The following is an 18,720-nucleotide window of genomic DNA, read 5'->3' as shown; positions in this document are numbered from 1 at the left end:
CTTCGGTCCTCTTTCTAGGTCATCGATCGGCCGGGTGTCCGCAAGGGTGCCCGGCCGATTTCTTGTGCGGTGTCGATGAACGCTCGCAGCTTTGGGGCCATCGAGGCGCGGCGCGGGAAATAGAGGAAGAGGCCGGGTTCTTCGACCGACGTTTCAGGCAAGACCTCGATCAGCCGGCCCGCGGCGATGTCGGCGCGCAGAAGCGGCTCGAAAGCGTAAGCCAAGCCGATGCCTGCAAGGGCGAGATCGCGAGCCGACATCGGTTCCGTCACGATGCTTGTGCCGCGGGTAGCCACGCTGACATCCTTGCCGCCGTCGGAGAGATCCCAGCGGTAGAGTGCGCCGGACCGCAAGAGCCGGTAACCGATACAGTTGTGATTGGCGAGGTCACTCAGGCTTTTCGGCTTGCCATGGCGTCCAATATAGTCCGCAGACGCAACGATTGCGGTGCGGAACGGCGGTGTCAGGCGCACGGTGACCATATCCTGCGCGATCATTTCGCCCAGCCGCACGCCCGCATCGAAACCTTCACCGACAATGTCGGTCAATCGCTCGTCGGTGAAGATCTCGACCGTGACATCGGGATACCGTTCCGCCATGGCAGACAACACCGGCAGCAATGCAAGCGTGAAGGCTACGCGCGAGGTGTTAAGCCGCAGCAGACCGCTCGCACGTCCCTTGACGGCACGGATGCGCTCCATGCGTTCGGCAATATCTTCCAGCGCCGGTTCGGCTGTGGCGACCAATGCGTGGCCTGCTTCCGTCAGTGCAACCGAGCGCGTGGTACGGGCAAACAGCGGCTGCCCGATCCGCTCCTCGACCAGTCGCACCGCGTGACTGACCGCCGAAGGGCTCATGCCAAGTTCCGCAGCCGCGAGCGCAAAGCTCCCGCGTCGGGCCACGGCAACGATAACAGGCAGGTGGCTTAGCAGATCGCGATCCATTCATGAATGATATCACATAATGCGTGCTAATAAAGCGATGTTATCAATCACTCGCCGAGCCCCCATCTTGAGCGCGAACAATCAAGCGGGAGCTGGTGATGTCGACACAGTTCGAAGGAAAGATCGCGATCGTGACCGGGAGTTCGCGCGGCATCGGTCGCGCGATCGCGGAACGGCTGGCTGATGGCGGCGCTGCGGTGGTCATTAACTACCTCGAGAATGAAAATCGCGCGCGAGAGGTCGTTGCCGGGATCGAAGCGCGTGGCGGAAAGGCAATCGCGGTTCGAGCCGATGTATCAAAGCTCGTCGATATCCGGCGGCTGTTCGATCAGGCAGAGGCGCTGCTCGGAAAGCCGGACATCGTCGTGGCCAATGCCGCCACAGCGATCGTCAAGCCGCTCGTCGACAGTAGGAAGAAGACTACGACCGTGTCTTCGACACGAACACCAAGGGTGTTTTCTTCATTCTGCAGGAAGCTGCGAAACGGCTGCATGATGGTGGGCGCATCATCGTCACATCGACCGGCGGTACAAAAATGTTCTTCGGCCAGACCTCGCTCTATCTCGGCAGCAAGGGCGCGGTGGAGCAGTTCGTGCGCGTGCTGTCGCGCGAGTTGGGCCCACGAAACATCACTGTAAATGCCCTCTCGCCTGGCTTCACAGACACTGAGCTCTTGCCGGATCGGGATCGTGCCGTCGCGGCTGGCCTGTCTGCCTTCGACCGTATTGGCACCCCGCACGAAGTTGCCGAGGTCGCTGCTTTTCTGGCCAGTGAAGCTGCGGGCTGGGTGACGGGCCAGAATGTCGGCGCGGGCGGTGGCGTTTTCTAAGCTCCCACTCCCAACGACAATCCCCCTCTCGGTCTTCAAAGGAGAACGACGATGAACGTTTTGACGCGTCTTGCGCTCTATGCTGCCGTAGCCGCCGCTCCGGGTGCGAACGGCAGTGCTTCAGCAACGGAAGCTTTGAATCCGGCGTTGCAGAGATTTATCGACGAACGGGCTTTGATCCGCATCGTCGACCAGATCGATCGCGCCGTCGACGCACGAGACTGGAATCGAGCGCGCGGTTATTTCGCCGACCGCGTGCGCGTCGATTTCAGCTCGCTCAGCGGCCAGCCCGAAACGACGATCCCGGCTGACGATCTGATCGCCGCATGGGCCGGGAATCTGAAGGGCAGCAAAACCAGCCTGCATCTGCGCACCAACCACGACGTTGCCATCGACGGCGACCAGGCCACGGTAAGATCGAACGGTTATGCCTGGAACCGCATGGAGGGCAATGGCGAACCTCTGTGGGAGGTGTGGGGTACCTATTCGGCCGAGATGGTGCGCATCGGCGATGGCTGGAAGGTCGATGCCTTCGCTTTCCACAAGACGCATGAGCGCGGCAACGACTGGGTGAAGACCACGCCGGGTCGATGAGCCGCGCCGTCCAACTCTCAAAACCAGTTCGACTTCAGGAGACTTTAATGACCATGGTCTACTACACCCTTGGCAATAGCGGCCTCAAAGTGAGCCGGCTTGCGCTTGGCGCCATGACCTTCGGCACCGAATGGGGCTGGGGTGCCGACAAAGCAGCGGCGCGGGCGCTGTTCGACGCCTATGTCGACGCCGGCGGCAATTTCTTCGACACGGCAGACGCCTATACGGGCGGTACCTCCGAGACCTGGCTTGGCGAATTCGTCGCTGAGAAGGGATTGCGGGACAGGGCAGTGATTTCCACCAAATTCAGCATGAATCTGGAAGGGCCGGACCCCAACACCGGCGGCAACGGCCGCAAAAATATCGTGCGGGCACTCGATGCCTCGTTGAAGCGGCTGGGTACCGACTATGTCGATCTCTATATCCTGCACTGCTGGGATCGGCTGACGCCACCGGAAGAAGTCATGCGCACGCTCGATGACCTGGTCCGCGTCGGTAAAGTTCGTCATGTCGGTCTATCCGACGTGCCAGCTTGGTATGCGAGCCGCGCGCAGGCGGTTGCCGAATTCCGCGGCTATGAGCCGGTCTCAACGCTGCAACTCGAATACTCCCTGGTCGAGCGCAATATCGAGCACGAATTCGTGCCGTTCGGCACGCGGCATGGTGCGGGCATCATGGTGTGGAGCCCGCTGGGCAGCGGCTTACTCAGCGGCAAATACCGCGCGGGCGATACACACAGGGCGAGGGGGCGCTTGGAGACGGTGCGCGGTACCACCAATCCCGGATTCTTGAAGTTCAACGAGCGTAATTGGGCGATCGTCGCCGAACTGGAAAAGGTTGCGAGCGAGCTCGGCAAGAGCATGGCACAGGTAGCGTTGAACTGGGTGACGACGCAACCCGGCGTGGCCTCCACCATCATCGGCGCGACCAGGGTCGAGCAACTTTACGACAATCTCGGCGCGTTGGACTTCGAAATCCCGGTCGACCTGCGAGCGAAGCTCGACAAGGTCAGTCGCCCGGCGACGCCTTTCCCGTATTCCTTCTTCGGCTCTGAAATCCAGGGCGGCATCACCGGTGGTGCAACGGTTGGCAGCAAGCCGGCGGGCTACCATCCGGAAGTCCTGGTCGAGGGAACATATGCCGGCGTTAATTGAAGGAATCCTCACAATCCTATCAACAGATACAGTTCACTGAGCAGGGGCGCGGCGTGACATGGCCGCGCCCTTCGTGTATCGGGGGCACACATCGCCAACCCGCGTGGGACAGCGCCGGCCTTGCCCGGGACCATCCCGCGACATGACCCAGGGGATCCAATGACGACCAAACCGCTCTACCGACGTGTCCTGTTGAAAGCGTCGGGCGAGGCGCTGATGGGCGAACAGCATTTCGGCATCGACGTTTCAGTGGTCGACCGCATCGCGTCCGACATCGCCGAAGCAAGGGCGCTCGGCGTCGAAGTGGGCGTGGTCATCGGCGGCGGCAATATCTTCCGCGGTGTCGCGGTCGCTTCCAAGGGCGGTGATCGGGTGACCGGCGACCACATGGGCATGCTGGCAACGATCATCAATTCGCTGGCATTGCGGACCTCCCTCAATAAGATCGGGGTCGATGCTGTGGTGCTTTCGGCGATCGCCATGCCGGAGCTCTGCGAAAGCTTTTCGCAACGCCAGGCCACCGCCTATATGAACCAGGGCAGGGTGGTGATCTTTGCCGGCGGTACCGGCAATCCTTTTTTCACCACCGATTCGGCTGCGGCGCTTCGCGCTGCCGAGATCGGCGCAGACGCGCTGTTCAAAGGTACGCAGGTGGATGGGGTCTATTCTGCCGATCCCAAGAAGGACCCCACTGCAACCCGTTTTGACCGCATAACTCATGCCGAAGTCATCAATAAGGGCCTTTCCATCATGGATACGGCCGCGATTGCGCTTGCACGGGAAAACAACATTCCGATAATCGTCTATTCGATCCACGAAAAGGGCGGTTTCGGCGAGATATTGAAGGGCGGCGGTCACTGCACGGTGGTTGCCGACAGTTGAAACAGGGCGCAGCCCTGATGCAAGAGGTCCGGACAGCGGGCCGGGGAGACGATTATGAGTGGCGACTATAACGATCTTAAGCGGCGCATGGACGGGGCGATCGCTGCCTTCAAGCATGACCTTGCTTCGCTTCGCACGGGGCGTGCGTCGTCCAATCTGCTGGATGCTGTGAACGTCCAGGCCTACGGCTCGGCAATGCCCATCAACCAGGTCGCGACCATCTCGGTTCCGGAGCCGCGTATGATTTCGGTGTCGGTGTGGGACAAATCGATGGTAGGCGCAGTGGATCGTGCCATCCGCGAGTCCAATCTCGGCTTCAACCCGATCGTCGACGGCACCAACCTGCGTATCCCGCTGCCGGAACTCAACGAGCAGCGCCGCAAGGAGCTGGTCAAGATTTCGCACGGCTACGCCGAAAACGCGCGCGTGGCTGCCCGTCACGTGCGTCGAGACGGCATGGACTACCTGAAGAAGGCTGAAAAAGACGGCGATATCAGCGAGGACGATCATCGCAAGGAATCCGACCGCGTGCAGAAGCTGACCGACGAGACGATCAGCACCATCGACCGCATGCTTTCTGAAAAGGAAGCGGAAATCATGCAGGTTTAGACTGGCCACGGCTGGCGCGAAAGCAAACCACATGGCAACGCCCGCGCATGTCGCGATCATCATGGATGGGAATGGACGCTGGGCAAAAGCGCGCGGTCTTCCGCGCGTCGCAGGCCACCGTGCCGGTGTCGAGGCTGTGCGCCGCGCTGTGAAGGCGGCCCCCGATCTCGGCATTTCCTATCTTACCCTTTACGCGTTCTCTTCCGAGAACTGGTCGCGCCCGAAGTCCGAGGTGTCTGACCTGATGGGGCTGCTGAAGCTCTTCATCCGCCGCGATCTCGCCGAATTGCACCAGAACGGCGTGCGCGTACGGATCATCGGCGACCGAGCCGGCCTGCAGCCCGATATTCGCAGCCTTCTCGAAGAGGCTGAGACGCTGACATTGAACAATTCAGCACTCACGCTGGTGATCGCCTTCAATTACGGCAGCCGCGATGAGATCGTTCGCGCAGCGCAGAAGCTGGCCGCCGCTGCAGTGCGAGGCGAAATCGCGCCTGAAGCGATCGATGCGGACAGGTTCGCCGGGCAGCTCGATACGGCCGATATCCCCGACCCGGAACTGGTGATCCGTACCAGCGGCGAACTGAGGTTGTCGAATTTTCTGCTATGGCAGGCCGCCTACAGCGAACTGGTGTTCTTGCCGTGCTACTGGCCGGATTTCAACCGCGAACACCTGGCTGACGCCATCCGTGACTTCGGTGGTCGCGAGCGCCGCTTCGGCGGTCTTGCCGCGCAAGACGTTGCCTCATGAGCGGCACTCTGAGCAATCTTCAGATCCGGGTCATCTCCGCTGTCGTGCTTGGTATTGCCGTGTTGGGTGTGACCTGGTTCGGCGGCTTGCCTTTCCGACTGTTGGCAGCGCTGATTGCAGGCGCGATCTTTTATGAATGGGTGCACATGACCCGTCCGGAGGGGGGAAGCCGTCTCGGTTTTCTGCCCGAAGTGCTCATGCTGGTTTTCATGGGGGTGCTCGTTGCCGGGCTTCCTGCACTGTCGGTGGCTGGTATCCTGGCCCTTCTCGTCGCCATCCTGGCCATCGGTGTGTCGATGCGCGGGGCAGGGCAGTGGGATGTTGCAGGCCTCGCGTATGCCGGGCTTTCCGGTTTTTCTCTAGCCTTTCTTCGCGACGGCGGCTGGTCAGGTCTTGCAGCGGTGCTTTTCCTGTTTGCGGTGGTCTGGGCAACCGACATATTCGCTTACTTTGTCGGCCGAGCGGTCGGTGGCCCGAAGCTCGCACCGGCTATCTCACCCGGTAAAACGCAAAGCGGAGCCTTGGGCGGGGCGATCTTTGGTGTCGTTGCGGGGGTTTTGGTCGCCATGGTTCTCGGCGTGCCCAATCTGATCGTGCTTGGCTTGGTGGCGCTGGCGTTGTCGGTTGTCTCGCAGGCAGGCGACCTTTTCGAATCATGGGTCAAGCGTCGACATGGTGCCAAGGATTCCAGCGCGATTATCCCGGGGCATGGCGGCGTGATGGATCGGGTCGATGGGCTTGTGGCCGCTGCCTTGGCACTTTACTTGATTGGGTGGATGACGGGTTCCGCCGACCATCCCGCGCAGGGGCTATTTCCGGTTTGAAATTCGGTGTGCACTGAGACTGGGTGCCACGGATTTGCCTGGATTCATGTCACATTTGCGCTGCGGACTATCGGCCGGGAACATGAGGACATGAATTGAACGAATTTCTTCCCGCGCTGTTCAGCACTCAGGGCTTTCTGCTCGGTACGCTGGTGCCGTTCCTGTTCGTTCTAACGGTTGTCGTCTTTGTGCATGAGATGGGCCACTATCTGGTCGGCCGCTGGTGCGGCATCGGTGTGCAGGCCTTCTCCATCGGTTTCGGGCCTGAATTGATCGGCTTCACCGACCGCCGCGGTACGCGCTGGAAACTCTGTGCAATTCCACTGGGCGGCTATGTGAAATTCGTCGGCGACATGAATGTCACGTCGAGCCAACCCGGCGAGGAAGAGCTGGACAGACTCTCCGACAGTGAGCGCAAAATCGCCTTCCACACCCAGCCTGTATGGAAACGTGCGGCGACCGTGTTTGCCGGTCCGCTGTTCAACTTTCTCCTGACCATCGCTGTTTTTGCCGTGTTGTTCATGACATTCGGCCGCTCGGTGCTGGAGCCGGCTGTAGCCGAAGTGCGCCCGGGCAGCCCGGCAGCGGAAGCCGGTATTCTTCCGGGAGACCGTTTCGTCAGCGTTGATGGCGCCAAGGTTGAAAGCTTTGCCGACGTGCAACGCCTTGTTTCGGGCCGGGCGGGGGATGCCATCACTTTCGTCATGCTGCGCGACGGCAGGGATGTCAGCGTGGTTGCCACGCCGCAATTGTCCGAACAGGAAGATGCGTTGGGCAATAAGGTCAAGATTGCCGTGATCGGCGTCACCACCAATAAGGAGGTCGGCCAGCCGCGGCACATCACCTATTCCCCGGGCGGAGCGGTCGTTGCGGCTGTGGAGGCGACCGGCCAGATCGTCGAGCGTACCTGGTTGTTCATGAAGCGTTTTGCGGTTGGGCGCGAGGATAAATGCCAATTGGGCGGGCCGGTGAAAATCGCCGGTATGGCAGGGCAGGCGGCCAAGCTTGGTTTTGAATGGCTAGTGCAACTTGCCGCATTGCTGTCTGTCGGGATAGGGATACTCAATCTCCTGCCGATTCCACCGCTGGACGGCGGCCATCTTCTCTTCTACGGGATCGAGGCCGTCATCAGGAGACCGGTGTCGGAGCGGATGATGGAGGCGGTTTATCGTACGGGAATGATTCTCGTGCTGGCATTCATGGGGTTCGTTTTCTGGAACGACCTCTTTGGGTGCTGAAATCATGAAGGAATTTGGCTCTTGGGGTGGCTTTGTTGAGGCGCCGTTTACCATGAGCAGGGATATGAGTGACGCGAAAGCCACGCTGGGAACGGAAGTAAATACAAATTAACCAGAAGCCTTGCGTGTAGGGAAAATCCGGTTAATACGGTACGGGAAAATGACCGCGACGTCCGGTTTTCTCGCCGTGGGGACTACGAGAAAAAGGTTTTAAAGCCCGATGAAGGCAGCATCCAAGTTTCTGAGCGCCGCGTCTGCGGCGGCTTTGTCAGCCGCCCTGGTTGTTCCAGGTTCGCTCGCTGTTCAGTTTGTATCCGTGTCTGCTGCCCATGCGGCCGTGGTGAGCCGTATCGATGTGAATGGCAACACCCGCGTCGATGCCGAGACGATCCGCAACTATGTGAAGATCAAGCCCGGCAAATCGTTCTCGAGTGCCGACATCGACGAAGCCGTCAAGGCTCTGTTCGGCACAGGCCTGTTCTCGGATGTCCGCATCAATCAGGTCGGTTCGGCGCTGGTCATCAGCGTGTCCGAATACCAGGTCGTCAATCAGGTCCTGTTCCAGGGCAACAAGAAGATCAAGGACGCCCAGCTCTCCATGGGCGTGCAGTTGAAGCCGCGTTCGTCCTATTCCCAGGCCGCTGCCGATGCCGACGTCGAGGCGATCAAGGAAGCCTATCGCCGTATCGGGCGTGATGATGCCACGGTCACCAGCCAGATCATGGATCTCGGCGAAAACCGGGTGAATGTCGTCTACAACATCAACGAAGGCGAACGCACCAAGATCGTCTCCGTCAATTTCGTGGGCAACAAGGCATTCTCGAGCCGCCGCCTGACCGATGTCATCGGCACCAAGAAGTCGAGCTGGCTGTCGTTCATCCTGCGCGACGACGTGTTCGATCCGGACAAGTTGAAGGCCGACGAGGAGCTGCTGCGCCGCTTCTACTACAACCGCGGTTATGCCGACTTCCAGGTTGTGTCGGCTACCGGCGACCTCGACAGTGCCAACAATCAGTACACCGTCACCATCACGGTGGACGAGGGTGAGCGTTACGATTTCGGCGATATCAGCGTCGACTCGTCGATCCCGGAAATTGATGCGCAGGCGCTGCAGTCCGTGGTCCAGACCTACAAGGGCGACACCTACAACGCCAAGAAGGTCGAGGATTCGATCATCGCGCTGACCGAGCGGGTTGCCGGCCAAGGGTATGCCTTCGCCCAGGTGACGCCGCGCGGCGACCGCAATTTCGAGAACAAGACCATTTCGGTCACCTACACGATCGATCAGGGCGCCAAGGCCTATATCGAGCGTATCGAAATCCGCGGCAACGTCCGCACCCGCGACTATGTCATTCGCCGCGAATTCGACCTCAGCGAAGGCGATGCCTTCAATCAGGTGCTCGTGCAGCGCGCGAAGAAGCGTCTCGAAGGTCTTGATTATTTCGAGAAGGTCGACATTTCGACCCAGCCAGGGTCCGAGCCGGACCAGGTTGTTCTGGTCGTCGATCTGGTCGAAAAGTCGACCGGTGATTTCTCGGTCGGTGCCGGTTATTCGACCGGTGGCGAAACGCCTGGGCCGTCGGTCATGGGTTCGATCACTGAGCGCAACTTCCTCGGCCGCGGCCAGTTCATCAAGCTGTCCGCCGGTGGTGGTCGTCGGTCGCGCGACTACAGCGTGTCGTTCACCGAGCCGTATTTCCTTGGCCGCCGCATCGCGGCTGGCTTCGACATCTACCGGTCGACGCGTGAATACGATGCCTATGATTCGGAGACGACAGGTGCGACCATCCGTTTCGGCCTGCCGATCACGCAGAACCTGACGACGCAGCTCGCCTACAACATCTCGCAAGAGAAGTATAAGTACGACGATGGCTGCTTCGACGTTAACGGCGTTTTCAACCCGAACCTGTGTAACGTGTCGCTCGCGATCCAGAACGCGATCACCGATCCGCTGACCGGGGAGACGCGCGATGCCTGGATCAAGTCGTCAGTCAGCGGTTCGTTGATCTACAACACCATCGACGACATGAAGAACCCGCACTACGGCATCTACGCCAATGCCGGCGTGGAAGTTGCCGGTCTTGGCGGCGACGCCAAATTCGTCAAGTTGACGGCGCGCGGTTCGATCTACCAAACGCTGTCGGAGGAACTGGATATCGTCGGCCTAGTTTCCGGCGGTGCGGGCCACATCGCCAGCTATGGCGATAAGGAACTGCGTGTGTTCGACATGTTCCAGAACAACGACCGTATGATCCGCGGTTTCGAGTTTAACGGCATTGGTCCGGCTGCGGCGCGTCCGAGCGGCGGCTACGATCACCTTGGCGGGACGACCTACTTCAATGCTTCTGCCGAGGCGCAATTCCCGCTCCCGCTCGTCCCTGAGAGTCTTGGCCTGCGTGGTGCTGTCTTTGCCGATGCCGCGACGCTGTACGGCAATGATGTCTTCGGTGTCGACAAGTCGACGACCGGTTCGAGCCTGCGCGCCTCAGCCGGTATCGGCCTGATGTGGGCGTCACCGTTCGGTCCGTTGCGTATCGACTATGCGGTCCCGCTCAAGAAGGAAGACACGGACGACGTCCAGGAATTCAACTTCGGCATATCGACCCGATTCTGATTTACGAACCGTGGCTGCTTCCGGGTTTTCAGATCCGGACAGCCAGGGTTTGATTTGGCTGGATACCGCTCAGGAATGACCGAACCGGTGTTTTTTGTGCCTTCGCGCCGGTTCACGGTGGCCGAAGTCGCGAATCTAACCGGCTCGGCCGTGCCTAACCCGGCCTACGCCGAAACCGTCATTGAGACGATCGCATCCGCTACCGATACCAATGAAAAGGCGTTGGTCTTCGTCGACGGCAAGCGCAACGTTGCGCTTATGCCGTCGCTCAAGGCTGCCGCTGTTCTGTGCCCGGCGGATATCGCCGACAAGGCTCCCGCTGGCGTCGCCGTCCTGATCAACCCGCGCCCGCAGCAGGCTTTCGCCATGGTGGGGAGGCTGCTCTATCCCGCCGCCTCAACCCCCGTCGCTCTGACCTCGGAAACCGGCGTTTCCAGTCATGCCTTTGTCGATGATACTGCTCATGTCGAGGAGGGCGCCATCGTAGAGGCCGGTGCCGTCATCGGAGCCGGTGCGTCGGTGGGCAGCGGCACCGTCATTGCTCCGAATGCGGTCATCGGACGCCATTGTCAGATCGGTCGTGACGGTTATGTCGGCCCAGGCGCCAGCGTGCAGTACGCATTGGTCGGCAACCGGGTCATTATCCACGGTGGCGCCAGGATCGGACAGGACGGCTTCGGTTTCGCCGGCGGTGCCAAGGGACCGGAACGCATGCCGCAGATCGGCCGCGTAATCATCCAGGATGACGTTGAAATCGGTTCCAACACGACGGTGGATCGTGGCGCCATGGCTGACACGGTGATCGGCGAGGCGACGAAAATCGATAATCTGGTTCAGATCGCGCACAACGTGCGCATCGGACGCGGCTGTATCATCGCTGGCCATTGCGGTCTCTCCGGTTCCGTGACATTAGGCGACTTCGTCATGCTGGGTGGCCGCGTCGGCATTGCCGACCACATCACTGTGGGTGATCGGGTACAGGTGGCCGCATCCTCCGGCTTGATGTATGACATTCCCGCGGGCGAACGCTGGGCCGGCATGCCCGCGCAGCCGATGCGCGATTTCTTCCGGGAGCTCTCGGCGATCCGCGCGTTCACGAAGCATACCAAGGGGGATAAGAATGGCTGATACAGCCGGCTCGACACTCGAGACCGTTGACCTCATCGGGTTGACGAAGATTCTGCCCCATCGTTACCCGTTCCTGATGATCGATCGGATCGTCGATATCGACGGTGACAATTCGGCCATCGGCGTGAAAAACGTCACGATCAACGAACCGCATTTCACCGGCCATTTCCCGGAACACCCGGTAATGCCGGGCGTTCTCATCCTGGAAGCGATGGCGCAGACCGCCGGTGCGATCTGCATTCGCGCCGCCGGAGCCGAAAAGCCATCACTCGTCTATCTATTGACGATTGATGGCGCGAAGTTCCGCAAGCCCGTGGCTCCGGGCGACCAGTTGTTCATCCATGTGCGCAAGCTTAAAAAGCGCGGCAATCTTTTGAAGTACGCCTGCGAGGGCAAGGTTGATGGCGTGGTCGTCGCCGAAGCCGAGGTTCAGGCGATGATGGTCGAAAACGAACGGCCATAAGCTCGGATATCTATGACAATCGAGACGTTTATTCACCCCGCAGCCGTTGTCGAATCTGGCGCCCAGATCGGCGTGGGCGCCCGTATCGGCCCATTCTGCCATGTCGGTGCGGAAGCCGTCCTCGGCGACAATGTCGAACTCGTAAGCCATGTCTCCGTATTGGGGGCTACCACGATCGGTTCCGGAACTAAAGTATGGCCGATGTCGGTGCTTGGCGGGCCGCCGCAGAACACCAAGCACAAGGGCGGGCGCACGACACTGGTCATCGGCGCCAATTGCACAATTCGTGAAAATGTCACGATGCATCTCGGTACCGACAATAGCCGTGGTGAGACCACAATCGGTGATAACGGCAATTTCCTTGCCTACGCACACGTCGGGCATGATTCCGTGGTGGGTAAGAACGCAACCTTCGCCAATGGCGCGACGCTCGGTGGCCACTGCGAGATCGGCGACAACGTCTATATCGGCGGCTTGAGTGCCGTTCATCAGTTCGTGCGTGTCGGCGACAATGCCTTTCTGGCAGGTTGTTCAGCCTTTGTCGGTGATGTCATTCCTTACGCTATCGCCATGGGAAACCGTGCCAGCCTGCGTGGTCTGAATATCGTCGGCCTGAAGCGTGCTGGCCTGCCGCGCTCCGAAATCTATCTGTTGCGCCGTGCATACCGCATGATCTTCGACCGCACCCGCACCGTGGGTGAGAATCTGGAATTGGCGAGGGCCGAGTTCTCCGGTTCGCCGGCAGCGATGAAGATCATCGATTTCATGACCAGCCGCGGAAAGCGGCACTATGCCGTGCCGCCGCTGAAAGGCGGGGCCGATGACGACGCCGACGACGAAGGCTGAGGGCGCCGGCCGCCTTCAGCTCCCACCCGGCAGCAAGGTCGGCATCATCGCTGGCGGTGGCAAGCTTCCGATCGACGTCGCCAATGGGCTGACCGATCAGGGGCACAAGCCATTCATCCTGATGGTGCAGGGCGAAGCCTTGCCGGAAAGCCAACTCGGACAGTTTGAGCACGAGGTGCTTTCGCTTGAGAGCATTGGTTCGCTGGTGGGTATCCTGAAGCGCCGAGGTGTGACGCACATTGTTTTGGCAGGCGAAATCAAACGCCGGCCGAGACTGGGTGCCATGCGCTTCAACCTCGGCCTGTTATCCATTGTTCCGCTTGTGATTTCGGCGCTGGCGCGCGGCGACGATGGGTTGCTCAAAGTTGTCGTCCGCGGGCTGGAGGCGCGTGGCTTCACCGTGGTCGGCGCGCATCAGATCGTGCCGACTTTGACCGCAGGCGAAGGAACCTTGACGCGTCTTGCGCCTTCCAAGGCCGACTGGAAGGACATCAAGGCTGCGCACGAAGCTGCGATCGCCATTGGCGTGCTCGACATCGGCCAAGGTGCAGTGGCAATCGGCGGTCGTGCGATCGCGCTTGAAGGTATTGAGGGCACCGATGGCCTGCTGGCGCGCGTGAAGGACTTACGCGGCCATGGCAGGCTGGCCGGCAAGACTGGCGGCGCGCTGGTCAAATGTGCCAAGCCGGATCAGGAACTGAGGGTCGACTTGCCTTCTATCGGCGTACAGACCGTTGAGGGTGCGCACGCGGCCGGTCTTGCCGGCATCGCGGTTGAAGCGGGCCGGTCGCTGATTCTGGACAGCGCTACGGTTATCTCCCGGGCCGATGCTCTTGGCCTGTTCGTGATCGGCTTGCCGGCGAAGGAGCACGTATGACGTCCGAGCCGCTCAAGGTCGCCATTGTTGCGGGCGAGGAATCCGGTGATCTGCTCGGTGCCGACCTGATAGCCGCGCTGAGAGTCAAAACCGGGCGAGAGATCCAGTTGATCGGCCTGGGTGGACGCCATCTTCAGGTGCTGGGCCTCAATCCGCCCTTTGATGCCAGCGAGATCGCCCTGATGGGCTTCAGCGCGGTGCTTGCTGGCCTGCCGCGTCTGATAAGCCGCATCAACCAGATCACCAAGCTGATAACGGCTGAAAAACCGGACTGCCTGATCACCATCGATAGCCCCGATTTTTCACTGCGTGTAGCGAAGAAGGTGCGCGCGGCAAACCCGGAAATTCCTATCATACATTATGTCTGTCCGAGCGTGTGGGCTTGGCGGCCGGGTAGGGCGCCGGCGATGCGGCCTTACGTCGATCATATCCTATGCATCCTGCCGTTTGAATCGCGGGAGCTGGAGAGGCTTGGTGGGCCCCAAGGTACTTATGTCGGGCACAGGCTGAGCCATGACGCAGGGGTGTTGCACGCAGCAGCCGAGCAGGCTGCACCCCGCAACCTTGGCGAAGACAGAGAAAAGACGCTGCTGCTCTTGCCGGGCTCTCGACGGGGCGAGGTAAGAAAGCTGCTCGAACCATTTGGAGAAACTGTCTCCGTACTTGCCGGGCGCGGTCATAGAATGCGGCTGCTCCTGCCCACCGTGCCGCATGTCGCGGAATTTGTGCGAACGACCATTTCCTCCTGGCCGCAACAGCCGGAAATCATCCTGGATCCAGCACGCAAATGGCAGGCATTCGGGGAAGCTGACGCGGCGCTGATTGCATCAGGCACGGTGTCGCTGGAGCTGGCTTTGTCAGGGGTGCCTATGGTGTCCACCTACAAGCTCGATCCGGTGGCAAAGCTGCTGCAGAAGCTCATCACAACCTGGTCTGCGTTGTTGCCGAATCTTATCGCTGACCGGGCGCTGGTGACTGAATTCTACGACATCTATGTGCGGCCGCAGAACCTTGCTCGCCAAGTCGAAGCCTTGTGGTCGGATAGCGGTCTGCGTGCCTGGCAAAAGGATGGTTTCGCCGAAGTACGGCGCCGTATGGCAACGGATCGTCCGGCAGGTGAAATCGCCGCGGGGGTAGTGATGGCGGAGATAGATAAGCGCCGATAACCTGGCTTACGCTTGCGGAACTGCCGGGCCGTTTACGAAGTTCTGCCTCCGGCCCCGGGGCTGCGCCTTGACCGGGTCCCGAATGCATCCAACATCGCCGTATGCTCCGCGAGACGAAGAAACGACCGAAGATACGCGTGCTATCCTGCCAGGCTTCCGTCAGGAGGGACTAGACTCAAGAAAAAGCCGGCCTTTTGCGGCCGGCTGTTTGAATTGCTTGTGATCGAACCCGATTACTTGTCTTTGCCGAGAGCAGCGTCGACGCTCCACACGCCTGGACCGGCTGCGGCAATGAAAAGAAACACAAAGCAGAACAGCATGGCGGCTTCACCCCCATTGAGCACTGGGAAGAATCCCTGTGGTGCGTGCGCCATAAAATAGGCGAACGCCATCAGGCCGGAGAGAATGAAGGCAACAGGGCGCGAAAACAGGCCAATGATCAGCAACAAGCCGCCAACGATCTCGAGCACGGCAGCCGTCGTCGTGAGGCCGTTGAGGGGATAGGGGAACGGGGCCGGCCAGCCGAGCAGCTTCATCGTACCATGGGTTAAGAACGTTCCCGCAGTGACGATGCGCAGAATGCTGAGCAGCTGTGGTGTCCAGCGCTGCAGAAAGCCAAATTGCATAATATCCCTCAATGTCTTGGTTGAATGGTTCGAGTGATTTCAAATGCAGCGTGTGCTGCCTCCCCGCACCTAGCGGGGAATTGCGACAGAGACCACTGGCGACTGGTCAAATGGCAGGCCTTGCAAATCAACAGTAGTTGAGAATGGCGTGATGTCTTCTGTCTTTGTTGCGAGGCAGGAAATGTTCCTTTTCCCTTCCAGAACAACGAAAACCGCCCCTGACGCGGCTGCGGCAGGGGCGGTGGCATGTAGCCGGCGTGTGAGCGCTCAGCGCTTGGCGATGGGCACATAGTCGCGCTCGGGTGCGCCGGTGTAGAGCTGACGCGGGCGGCCGATCTTCTGATGCGGATCCTCGATCATCTCCTTCCACTGCGCGATCCAGCCGACCGTACGTGCAACGGCAAACAGCACGGTGAACATCGTGGTGGGGAAGCCGAGCGCCTTCAGGGTGATGCCCGAATAGAAGTCGATATTTGGATAGAGCTTCTTCTCGATGAAGTAGTCATCGTGCAGTGCGATCTTCTCGAGTTCCATGGCAACGTCGAGGATCGGATCATCCTTGATGCCGAGTTCACCCAACACCTCATGCGTGGTCTTCTGCATGATCTTGGCGCGCGGATCGTAATTCTTGTAAACGCGATGACCGAAGCCCATCAAACGGAACGGATCGTTCTTGTCCTTGGCGCGAGCGATGTATTCGGGAATGCGGTCAACGCTGCCGATTTCAGACAGCATGTTGAGTGCAGCTTCGTTGGCGCCGCCATGGGCCGGGCCCCAGAGACAGGCGATGCCGGCGGCGATGCAGGCGAAGGGATTGGCGCCCGAGGAACCCGCCAGCCGCACCGTCGAGGTCGACGCATTCTGCTCGTGGTCGGCGTGCAGGATGAAGATGCGCTCCATGGCGCGCGCCAACACTGGATTGACCTTGTATTCCTCGCAGGGCACCGCAAAGCACATATGCAGGAAGTTGGCGGCGAAATTCAGCTCGTTCTTCGGGTAAACGAAAGGCTGGCCGATATGGTATTTGTAGGCCATGGCCGCGATCGTGGGCATCTTCGCGATCAACCGCACCGAGGCGACCATGCGCTGGTAGGGATCGGAAATGTCGGTCGAGTCGTGATAGAAGGCCGACAGCGCGCCAACCACGCCGCACATCACCGCCATCGGGTGCGCGTCGCGGCGGAAGCCGGTGAAGAACCGGGTCATCTGCTCATGCACCATGGTGTGGCGCGTGACGCGGTAGTCGAAATCGTCCTTCTGGGCTTTGGTCGGCAGCTCGCCGTAAAGCAGCAGGTAGCAGACTTCCAGGAAATCGCCGTGTTCGGCGAGTTGGTCGATCGGATAGCCGCGATGCAGAAGGACGCCGGCGTCGCCGTCGATATAGGTGATGCCGGATTCACAGCTTGCCGTCGACGTGAAGCCAGGGTCATAGGTGAAGGCGCCGGTGGTTGCATAAAGCGCACCGATGTCGACCACATCCGGCCCGACCGAACCGCTTCGGACCTTGAACTCATGCGTCTTGCCGCCGAGTTCCAGTTTTGCCGTCTGTCCGGTCATCGCAAACTCCTTCTTGTTCGCTTGTCTGCAAGCCACGACGATCCGCTACGCGGAACGCCACAAGCCCTTGAAATGCACGAGATTACAGCCGCCGGGATAATTAGGGCTGATTGATCCGGCGGCAATGTTGCACCGCAAAAGAAACCTTTCAATGCTAAAGTTCTTGGACCAGAACTCCTAATCGATTTGATCTGCGATGCGAGCAAGACTTTCGTCGCGACCAAGCACTGCAAGCACATCGAATACGCCCGGCGACGTGCTGCGGCCCGTCAGCGCGGCACGCAGAGGCTGCGCTACCTTGCCCAGCTTGACTCCTGCGGTTTCGGCGTAGGCGCGCACGGCGGCTTCCGTGGTCTCGGCAGTCCACTCGTTGAGCGCATGGAAATGTCCAAGCACTCCCTTCAGAACAGCTTTGGCGTCGGCATCGAGCAATGATGCGGCCTTTTCATCCAACTGCAGCGGGCGATCTGCCGCGATGAAGTAAAGGCTATCGGCGAGTTCGACCAGTGTCTTGGCGCGCTCTTTCAGGCCGGGCATGGCCTGCAGGGCCTTCGCCTTTTTCTTTTCGTCTAACTGGAGGGCAAGCGCCTCGCCATTCGGCAGATGCGGCAGGGTTTCGAAAAACACCTTGGTTAGCGCAGTGTCGTCCATACCACGCATGTGGACGCCGTTCAGCGCCTCGAGCTTGGCGAAATCAAACCGGGCAGCGCCCTTGTTGACATCGACGATGTCGAACCAGGACACCATCTGTTCGATAGACATAACCTCATCGTCGCCATGGCTCCACCCAAGGCGGGCCAGGTAGTTGAGCAGAGCCTCCGGCAGATAACCCATTGCGCGATAGGCCTCGACACCGAGCGCGCCATGACGTTTGGACAGTTTTGCGCCATCAGCACCGTGGATGAGCGGGATGTGCGCCATCTTCGGAACCTGCCAGTTCATCGCGCGATAGATTGCCGTCTGGCGAGCAGCATTAGTCAGGTGGTCATCGCCGCGGATGATATGGGTGACGCCCATATCGTGGTCATCTACCACCACAGCGTGCATGTAGGTCGGCACGCCGTCGGACCGCAGGATGATGAAGTCGTCGAGATCCTTGTTCGGGAAGCGCACTTCGCCCTGTACGAGATCGTCGACGACGGTCTCGCCGTCCCGTGGCACCTTGATACGGATGGCACCCGATAGGCCTTTGGGCGCCTCGGAGGCGTCGCGATCGCGCCAATATCCATTGTAGCGCGGCGGCAAGCCCTGCGCACGTGCGGCCTCGCGCATGGCGTCCAACTCAGCCGGCGTCTCATAGGCATAGTAGGCCTTGCCCAGTCGGACCAATTCTTCAGCGACCTCGCGATGACGTGCTGCCCGCTGGAACTGTGAGACGGCCTCGCCCTCCCAGGTGAGACCGAGCCAAGTCAGTCCGTCAATGATCGCTGCGGTGGCCGCTTCTGTGGAACGCTCGCGGTCGGTGTCCTCGATACGCAACAGCATCTTGCCCCTGGTGTGTTGGGCGTAAAGCCAGTTGAACAAGGCCGTGCGCGCGCCGCCGATGTGCAGATAACCGGTGGGCGAGGGAGCGAAACGGGTGACTACCTGATCGGACATGGAACTCTCGGGAAGGGCG

19 protein-coding genes and 1 pseudogene are annotated in these 18,720 nt (G+C 60.2%); 15 read left to right on the top strand and 5 right to left on the bottom strand.

Translation table 11 applies throughout. From position 1 onward, the window contains the following. Window positions 1-14 precede the first annotated feature (14 nt). On the bottom strand, window positions 15-944 hold the full coding sequence (locus tag L4923_RS02050) for a LysR family transcriptional regulator (protein WP_239361728.1): 930 nt from the start codon (window positions 942-944) through the stop codon (window positions 15-17). Between the two features lie 98 nt (window positions 945-1,042). Here L4923_RS02050 and L4923_RS31180 point away from each other — a divergent pair. Next, window positions 1,043-1,315, top strand: a pseudogene (locus tag L4923_RS31180) (SDR family NAD(P)-dependent oxidoreductase); the annotation flags it as partial. Here L4923_RS31180 and L4923_RS30855 read toward each other — a convergent pair. Continuing rightward, on the bottom strand, window positions 1,273-1,437 hold the full coding sequence (locus tag L4923_RS30855) for a hypothetical protein (protein WP_275448193.1): 165 nt from the start codon (window positions 1,435-1,437) through the stop codon (window positions 1,273-1,275). The pseudogene L4923_RS31180 and the gene L4923_RS30855 overlap by 43 nt on opposite strands. Between L4923_RS30855 and L4923_RS30850 the strand changes: the two genes are divergently transcribed. The 14 genes from L4923_RS30850 to lpxB all read left to right on the top strand — a co-directional run bounded on the left by L4923_RS30850 (window position 1,408) and on the right by lpxB (window position 14,919). Further along, window positions 1,408-1,773 carry an SDR family oxidoreductase gene (locus tag L4923_RS30850; protein WP_343302646.1) on the top strand — a complete coding sequence of 122 codons (366 nt, stop codon included), beginning with the start codon at window positions 1,408-1,410 and terminating at the stop codon, window positions 1,771-1,773. The genes L4923_RS30855 and L4923_RS30850 overlap by 30 nt on opposite strands. A 51-nt stretch (window positions 1,774-1,824) precedes the next feature. Continuing rightward, complete coding sequence (locus L4923_RS02040) at window positions 1,825-2,367, top strand: nuclear transport factor 2 family protein (RefSeq protein WP_239361727.1); 543 nt, start codon at window positions 1,825-1,827, stop codon at window positions 2,365-2,367. Between the two features lie 47 nt (window positions 2,368-2,414). Next, window positions 2,415-3,521, top strand: a complete 1,107-nt coding sequence (locus L4923_RS02035) for an aldo/keto reductase (RefSeq protein ID WP_239361726.1) — start codon at window positions 2,415-2,417, stop codon at window positions 3,519-3,521. A gap of 159 nt (window positions 3,522-3,680) precedes the next feature. Continuing rightward, on the top strand, window positions 3,681-4,403 hold the full coding sequence (gene pyrH, locus L4923_RS02030) for a UMP kinase (RefSeq protein ID WP_239361725.1): 723 nt from the start codon (window positions 3,681-3,683) through the stop codon (window positions 4,401-4,403). Window positions 4,404-4,457: 54 nt separating this feature from the next. Beyond that, window positions 4,458-5,012, top strand: coding sequence for a ribosome recycling factor (frr, locus tag L4923_RS02025; RefSeq protein ID WP_239361724.1), 555 nt, complete (start codon window positions 4,458-4,460; stop codon window positions 5,010-5,012). A 1-nt stretch (window position 5,013) separates the two neighbouring features. Further along, window positions 5,014-5,763 carry an isoprenyl transferase gene (locus tag L4923_RS02020; protein WP_275448225.1) on the top strand — a complete coding sequence of 250 codons (750 nt, stop codon included), beginning with the start codon at window positions 5,014-5,016 and terminating at the stop codon, window positions 5,761-5,763. Window positions 5,764-5,771: 8 nt separating this feature from the next. Next, on the top strand, window positions 5,772-6,587 hold the full coding sequence (locus tag L4923_RS02015; RefSeq protein ID WP_239362051.1) for a phosphatidate cytidylyltransferase: 816 nt from the start codon (window positions 5,772-5,774) through the stop codon (window positions 6,585-6,587). Between the two features lie 95 nt (window positions 6,588-6,682). Then, window positions 6,683-7,825, top strand: a complete 1,143-nt coding sequence (gene rseP / locus L4923_RS02010) for an RIP metalloprotease RseP (RefSeq protein WP_239361721.1) — start codon at window positions 6,683-6,685, stop codon at window positions 7,823-7,825. 220 nt (window positions 7,826-8,045) lie between these two features. Beyond that, a complete protein-coding gene (bamA, locus tag L4923_RS02005) occupies window positions 8,046-10,439 on the top strand; it encodes an outer membrane protein assembly factor BamA (RefSeq protein WP_239361719.1) in 2,394 nt (797 codons plus the stop codon). 75 nt (window positions 10,440-10,514) lie between these two features. After that, complete coding sequence (gene lpxD / locus L4923_RS02000; protein ID WP_239361718.1) at window positions 10,515-11,567, top strand: UDP-3-O-(3-hydroxymyristoyl)glucosamine N-acyltransferase; 1,053 nt, start codon at window positions 10,515-10,517, stop codon at window positions 11,565-11,567. Beyond that, window positions 11,560-12,030 carry a 3-hydroxyacyl-ACP dehydratase FabZ gene (gene fabZ / locus L4923_RS01995; RefSeq protein WP_239361717.1) on the top strand — a complete coding sequence of 157 codons (471 nt, stop codon included), beginning with the start codon at window positions 11,560-11,562 and terminating at the stop codon, window positions 12,028-12,030. The genes lpxD and fabZ overlap by 8 nt, the downstream gene beginning before the upstream one ends. 12 nt (window positions 12,031-12,042) lie before the next feature. After that, a complete protein-coding gene (gene lpxA, locus L4923_RS01990) occupies window positions 12,043-12,876 on the top strand; it encodes an acyl-ACP--UDP-N-acetylglucosamine O-acyltransferase (RefSeq protein ID WP_239361716.1) in 834 nt (277 codons plus the stop codon). After that, entirely contained in the window at window positions 12,851-13,753 is a 903-nt protein-coding gene (locus L4923_RS01985; protein ID WP_239361715.1) for an LpxI family protein, read from the top strand. The genes lpxA and L4923_RS01985 overlap by 26 nt, the downstream gene beginning before the upstream one ends. Further along, on the top strand, window positions 13,750-14,919 hold the full coding sequence (lpxB, locus tag L4923_RS01980; RefSeq protein ID WP_239361714.1) for a lipid-A-disaccharide synthase: 1,170 nt from the start codon (window positions 13,750-13,752) through the stop codon (window positions 14,917-14,919). Before L4923_RS01985 ends, lpxB begins: the two co-directional genes overlap by 4 nt. 233 nt (window positions 14,920-15,152) lie before the next feature. Here the strand turns inward: lpxB and L4923_RS01975 are convergent, their stop codons facing one another. The 3 genes from L4923_RS01975 to gltX all read right to left on the bottom strand — a co-directional run bounded on the left by L4923_RS01975 (window position 15,153) and on the right by gltX (window position 18,701). Beyond that, on the bottom strand, window positions 15,153-15,545 hold the full coding sequence (locus L4923_RS01975) for a DoxX family protein (RefSeq protein WP_239361713.1): 393 nt from the start codon (window positions 15,543-15,545) through the stop codon (window positions 15,153-15,155). A gap of 267 nt (window positions 15,546-15,812) precedes the next feature. Beyond that, on the bottom strand, window positions 15,813-17,102 hold the full coding sequence (gene gltA, locus L4923_RS01970) for a citrate synthase (protein ID WP_239361711.1): 1,290 nt from the start codon (window positions 17,100-17,102) through the stop codon (window positions 15,813-15,815). 177 nt (window positions 17,103-17,279) lie between these two features. Then, window positions 17,280-18,701, bottom strand: coding sequence for a glutamate--tRNA ligase (gltX, locus tag L4923_RS01965; RefSeq protein WP_239361709.1), 1,422 nt, complete (start codon window positions 18,699-18,701; stop codon window positions 17,280-17,282). Between the last annotated feature and the right edge of the window lie 19 nt (window positions 18,702-18,720).

The organism is Terribium retamae, assembly GCF_022347545.1.
Lineage (GTDB): Bacteria > Pseudomonadota > Alphaproteobacteria > Rhizobiales > Rhizobiaceae > Mesorhizobium > Mesorhizobium retamae.
Note: the sequence above shows the minus strand (reverse complement) of the source record. Positions and strands in the feature narration are given on the sequence as shown.